At 58.0% G+C, this 3,451-nt stretch carries 8 protein-coding genes and 1 pseudogene; all 9 read right to left on the minus strand.

Translation table 11 applies throughout. The features are described from left to right. Positions 1–170 (minus strand): 50S ribosomal protein L24 (gene rplX / locus PDO_RS11495; RefSeq protein ID WP_009109495.1); only part of this gene is annotated, 170 nt, incomplete at its 3' end. Positions 171–183: 13 nt separating this feature from the next. Then, entirely contained in the window at positions 184–552 is a 369-nt protein-coding gene (gene rplN, locus PDO_RS11500; RefSeq protein WP_003495199.1) for a 50S ribosomal protein L14, read from the minus strand. A 230-nt stretch (positions 553–782) separates the two neighbouring features. After that, positions 783–1,019 carry a 30S ribosomal protein S17 gene (gene rpsQ / locus PDO_RS11505; protein WP_009109530.1) on the minus strand — a complete coding sequence of 79 codons (237 nt, stop codon included), beginning with the start codon at positions 1,017–1,019 and terminating at the stop codon, positions 783–785. An 11-nt stretch (positions 1,020–1,030) separates the two neighbouring features. Further along, on the minus strand, positions 1,031–1,231 hold the full coding sequence (gene rpmC, locus PDO_RS11510) for a 50S ribosomal protein L29 (RefSeq protein WP_009109531.1): 201 nt from the start codon (positions 1,229–1,231) through the stop codon (positions 1,031–1,033). An 11-nt stretch (positions 1,232–1,242) separates the two neighbouring features. Further along, positions 1,243–1,656 (minus strand): 50S ribosomal protein L16, encoded by a 414-nt coding sequence (gene rplP, locus PDO_RS11515; RefSeq protein WP_009109534.1) that lies wholly within the window; start codon positions 1,654–1,656, stop codon positions 1,243–1,245. A 37-nt stretch (positions 1,657–1,693) separates the two neighbouring features. Continuing rightward, positions 1,694–2,416 carry a 30S ribosomal protein S3 gene (gene rpsC, locus PDO_RS11520; RefSeq protein ID WP_009109536.1) on the minus strand — a complete coding sequence of 241 codons (723 nt, stop codon included), beginning with the start codon at positions 2,414–2,416 and terminating at the stop codon, positions 1,694–1,696. Beyond that, a complete protein-coding gene (rplV, locus tag PDO_RS11525) occupies positions 2,416–2,805 on the minus strand; it encodes a 50S ribosomal protein L22 (RefSeq protein ID WP_009109538.1) in 390 nt (129 codons plus the stop codon). The genes rpsC and rplV overlap by 1 nt, the downstream gene beginning before the upstream one ends. 2 nt (positions 2,806–2,807) lie before the next feature. Next, positions 2,808–3,086: a 30S ribosomal protein S19 gene (gene rpsS / locus PDO_RS11530; protein WP_009109540.1), complete on the minus strand. Its 279-nt coding sequence runs from the start codon at positions 3,084–3,086 to the stop codon at positions 2,808–2,810. 15 nt (positions 3,087–3,101) lie between these two features. Beyond that, positions 3,102–3,451, minus strand: a pseudogene (rplB, locus tag PDO_RS11535) (50S ribosomal protein L2); the annotation flags it as partial.

The raw sequence follows: 3,451 nt of genomic DNA on the forward strand, positions 1-3,451 counted from the left end.
ATGATGCCAGCTTCCTGCGTCTGAGACTGACGCTGGTGGCGCTTCACCATGTTGATACCACGCACAAATGCGCGATCTTCTTTCGGCATAACCTGCAGGACTTCGCCAGTGCGGCCCTTGTCCTTGCCGGAGAGTACGACAACGCTGTCGCCTTTGCGGATCTTATTCATCGCTTCCCGCTCCTTACAGTACTTCTGGAGCCAGCGAGATGATCTTCATGTGGTTCTTGGCGCGAAGTTCGCGCGGAACCGGTCCGAAGATACGGGTGCCGATCGGCTCTTTCTTGTTGTCGATAAGAACAGCAGCGTTGTTATCGAATCGAATGACGCTGCCGTCAGCGCGACGGATGTCCTTGGCGGTACGAACAACAACCGCCTTCATCACGTCACCCTTTTTCACGCGGCCGCGCGGGATGGCTTCCTTGATCGAGACGACGATAATATCGCCGACCGAAGCGTACTTGCGCTTGGAGCCGCCCAGCACCTTGATGCACATGACACGACGTGCGCCGGAATTATCCGCGACGTCGAGGTTAGTCTGCATCTGAATCATGTCAGGTCGCCTTCTTGTTGTAACCGAGACGGTTGGGCGCGAGCCCCCTATTCCGGCTTATGGTAAATGTCGACTGTGCGCGGGAAGATAAATACAGGGTGGTTTCCCATACGGGACCTTCCGTGCGCTCAAAGCAAAAGAACGCCCGATTCCGAGCGTTCCTGCGCCAATGGCCTGCTTCATACAGAATTCTGCGCAAGGTGCAAGCCCTTGCGCAGAAACTCCGTAAATTAAGCCTGGGCGGCGATAACCGTCCAGGTCTTGTCCTTGGAGATCGGTGCGCATTCCTCGATAGAAACGACATCACCGGTCTTGTACTGGTTGTTCTCGTCATGCGCCTTGTACTTCTTGGACCGACGAACGGTCTTCTGAAGCAGCGGATGGGCAAAACGACGCTCGACGCGGACCACGATGGTCTTGTCGTTCTTGTCGCTGACGACGACGCCCTGCAGAATGCGTTTTGGCATATTATTCTTCCTTAGGCCTTGGCTTCTGCCGCCTTCTGGCGGGCAATGGTTTTCACGCGGGCGATATCCTTGCGGACTTCGTTGACGCGGGAGGACTTTTCAAGCTGGCCGGTCGCCTTCTGGAAGCGCAGGTTGAACTGCTCCTTCTTCAGCTTGGCAAGCTCGTCATTCAATTGATCGGCGCTCATGGCGCGGACGTCTGCGGCTTTCATGAACCTGATCCTTACTCTGCAATGCGCTGAACGAAGCGCGTCTTGACCGAGAGCTTGGCAGAGCCGAGACGAAGCGCTTCGCGAGCGATTTCCTCAGATACACCGTCGATCTCGAACATCATACGGCCGGGCTTGACCTTGCAGGCCCAGTATTCAACCGAACCCTTACCCTTACCCATACGCACTTCGGTCGGCTTGGCAGTGACCGGAACGTCGGGGAATACCCGGATCCATACACGACCTGCGCGCTTCATGTAGCGGGTGATCGCACGACGAGCAGCTTCAATTTCGCGGGCGTTGACGCGGTTCGGCTCAAGAGACTTGAGACCGAACTCGCCGAATGCCAGGTCGAAACCGCCCTTGGCAACACCCTTGATGCGGCCCTTGAACTGCTTGCGGTACTTAGTACGCTTTGGCTGCAACATTTTCTTATTCTCCGAACTTATCTTTCGCCAGCGCTAATCAAGCGTTCTCGCGGCGACGATCGCCACGTTCACGGCTTGCCGGACCCTGCGCATCGCCTTCCATCGCACGGCGCTCGGAGGCCATCGGATCGTGCTCAAGGATTTCGCCCTTGAAGATCCAGACCTTGACGCCGCAGATGCCGTATGCGGTTTCGGCTTCAGCCGTACCGTAATCGATGTCTGCACGCAGGGTGTGAAGTGGCACGCGGCCTTCGCGGTACCATTCGGTACGCGCAATTTCCGCGCCGCCAAGGCGGCCGGCGCAAGTGATCTTGATGCCTTCGGCACCCAGACGCATTGCCGACTGAACGGCGCGCTTCATAGCGCGACGGAATGCAATACGGCGCTCGAGCTGCTGGGTGATCGACTGAGCAACGAGCGTTGCGTCGACTTCCGGCTTGCGCACTTCAACGATGTTGAGATGCGTCTCGGAGTTCGTCATCGACGAGATCTTCTTGCGAAGCTTCTCGATGTCTGCACCCTTCTTGCCGATGATCAGACCCGGGCGAGCCGAGTGGATCGTGACGCGGCACTTCTTGTGCGGACGCTCGATGACGACCTTAGCGATACCAGCCTGCTTCAGCTCTTCCATCAGGTAAGCGCGGATCTTCAGGTCTTCGTGGAGCAGCTTGCCGTATTCGGCATTGTCGGCGAACCAACGGCTGTCCCAAGTGCGGTTAATGCCGAGGCGGAAACCGATTGGATTGATTTTCTGACCCATTATGCGGCCTCCACTTTGGCTTCGACTTCGCGCACCACGATGGTGAGGTGCGAGAACGGCTTTTCGATGCGCGATGCGCGGCCGCGGCCACGAGCGTGGAAACGCTTCATGACGATCGACTTGCCAACATAGGCTTCGGCGACAACCAGCTGGTCGACGTCGAGGTCATGGTTGTTCTCGGCGTTTGCAATCGCGGATTCGAGCGTCTTCTTGACGGTCGCTGCGATACGCTTGCGGGAGAATTCCAGGTCAGCGAGAGCGCGCTCTACCTTCTTGCCGCGGATCAGCGCGGCAACCAGGTTGAGCTTCTGAGGGCTGACGCGCAGCGTACGTGCTACGGCCTGCGCCTCATTGTCCTTGAGCCGGCGTTCGGCTTTTGCCTTGCCCATGATTACTTCCTCTTCGCCTTCTTATCCGCGCCATGACCATAGTAGGTCCGGGTCGGAGAGAATTCACCGAACTTGTGACCGACCATGTCTTCGTTGACGTTGACCGGAATGTGTTTGCTGCCGTTGTAGACGCCGAAAGTGAGGCCCACGAACTGCGGCAAGATGGTGGAGCGACGGCTCCACATCTTGATCACTTCACTGCGACCGCCTTCGCGAACCTTCTCAGCCTTCTTGAGAAGATAGCCGTCGACGAACGGGCCTTTCCATACTGAACGAGCCATTTCAGACTACCTCTCTTACTTCTTCTTCAGGTGGCGCGAGCGCATGATGAACTTGTCGGTCGACTTGTTCGAACGAGTCCGCTTGCCCTTGGTCGGCTTGCCCCACGGGGATACCGGGTGACGACCACCGGATGTGCGGCCTTCACCACCGCCGTGCGGGTGGTCGACCGGGTTCATGACGACACCGCGGTTATGCGGTGTCTTGCCGCGCCAGCGAGTACGACCCGCCTTGCCGTCATTGATGTTGCCGTGGTCCGGGTTGGAAACGGCGCCGATGGTCGCGAGGCAAGAGCCAGGTACCAGACGCTGTTCGCCGGAGTTCAGGCGAAGGATTTGCCATGCCGGCATCGCGACCGACCAGCTGA

It is taken from the genome of Rhizobium sp. PDO1-076 (assembly GCF_000247475.1).
Classification (GTDB): domain Bacteria; phylum Pseudomonadota; class Alphaproteobacteria; order Rhizobiales; family Rhizobiaceae; genus Allorhizobium.